The 1,634-nt window shown below is 32.4% G+C and carries 3 protein-coding genes; all 3 read right to left on the minus strand.

From position 1 onward, the window contains the following. Positions 1 to 145 precede the first annotated feature (145 nt). The gene (locus I6U50_RS15725) at positions 146 to 577 is read right to left on the minus strand and encodes a lipocalin family protein (protein WP_198639550.1); all 432 of its coding nucleotides are present in this window, start codon (positions 575 to 577) and stop codon (positions 146 to 148) included. Positions 578 to 782: 205 nt separating this feature from the next. Beyond that, positions 783 to 1,106, minus strand: a complete 324-nt coding sequence (locus I6U50_RS15730; RefSeq protein WP_198639551.1) for a type II toxin-antitoxin system PemK/MazF family toxin — start codon at positions 1,104 to 1,106, stop codon at positions 783 to 785. Then, entirely contained in the window at positions 1,097 to 1,342 is a 246-nt protein-coding gene (locus tag I6U50_RS15735; protein ID WP_057481876.1) for an AbrB/MazE/SpoVT family DNA-binding domain-containing protein, read from the minus strand. The genes I6U50_RS15730 and I6U50_RS15735 overlap by 10 nt, the downstream gene beginning before the upstream one ends. Between the last annotated feature and the right edge of the window lie 292 nt (positions 1,343 to 1,634).

Below are 1,634 nucleotides of genomic sequence, written 5' to 3' on the forward strand. Positions count from 1 at the left end.
CAACGGTTGCGGTTATCACAAGTTGCGGGAGTAGGGATGCGAACTTGTCGGATTAACCATTTTCTTTCCTGATTTCTAAAATTACACTTTTTCCTCAATTACCCGTAATTTGAGATGAACCGCTGTTGGCAACTGGCTTGAAGTACTATTGCAATTTTTTGAATTTCCAACCGCATCCTTCAATACAATCTAAATATGTTGGTTTAAGTATAATGTTATTTGCAGTAAAAGATAATTCTTCGACAAAAGTTCCTTCTGGATCTTCTATTCCTGCGGTAAATCCTTCACACTCATAATTTAAAATAAGCTTGTTGGAATCAATATTATATTCTCCATTTGTACATTCTGTAAATCTATTTGAATTAAATTTATTATCAGATGAGAAAGTATATTTATATCCATTCTCTACAGAATTCCATCCACCGGAACCGTCTCCTGGATCACTGTATATTTCAATTAATTGCCATGTTCCAATAATTGATGTAATTGGTTTTTTCTCCGATATTTCTTCTTTTTCACAACCGACAAATATAGCAGAGGAGAAAATCACCAAAATTAGTAGATTTAATTTTTTCATAATTTGATGTTTAATAATAAGATGCCACTTATATATAATGGTTGCGCGAATTTTTTCTTTGCTTGTTGCCAACGTGTACGGTTATTGACAAGTTGCGGAGTAGGGAGTGCGTATTTGTCAGGGTAACCAGGTTTTGTTAGCACCAAAATAATCAAATTCAGTTAAACTGCCCGCAATTTGCCATAACCGATGTTGGCATTTGTACTTAATCCACAAATGTTTCTTTTAGTACTTCTTTACATTTTCGAACCTCAGATTTAGTTAGAGAATCAAAAACTTTTACAATTCTTTGCTTGTCAATTGTCCTAATTTGGTCAATTGCTACCATTCCTTTTTTATTATTTGTTTTAATTGGAATTCTAGTCGGATATTTTTTGAGATTAGTAGTCATTGGAGCAACAACGATAGTTCTCAAATATTTATTCATTTCGTTTGGTGAAATAATTACACACGGTCTGGTTTTTTTGATTTCACTTCCAACAGTTGGATCGAGATTTACGAGAATTATGGAATATTGCTTTAGTTCCATTCGTCAAAGTTTTCATCTTCAAAAACATCATTCATCAACGGCTCATCGTCATTATTATTTGCCATTTCTTTGAACTTTTCTTCCCAGTTTTTTCTTGGAGATTCTATAGGTCGAAGTATGATTTGTCCTTTTTCCAAAATCAATTCAACTTTATCTTTTATGTGATACTTTTCGAGAATTGTTTTGCTCAATCTTAGTCCTCTTGAGTTTCCAATTTTAATAATTGAAGTTTCCATAACTTTATATTTTGTAAATACAAAGTTATTACTTTTTATTGATTTATGAAATTAAGTTCGTGTTTTGTGAGTATTAATGCCAACGGTCTAGTATAAGAATAGTAGCGGAGTTCAAGCACTTACTTTTCTGCTAAACACAGACCTTTTTTATATTCACTTAATTTAGTTTTAGGACTTAACCCGCTATTATTTTTATACATTGTGCCTGTTGCACAAGTTAGCCAAAAGTGCTAATTTACTGCATGCAAGGCAAGAAAAATTATCAGGAAAAACTCTTCACTTCCTTCCGGCT

The organism is Salegentibacter maritimus, from assembly GCF_016236975.1.
GTDB classification, from domain to species: Bacteria; Bacteroidota; Bacteroidia; order Flavobacteriales; family Flavobacteriaceae; genus Salegentibacter; species Salegentibacter maritimus.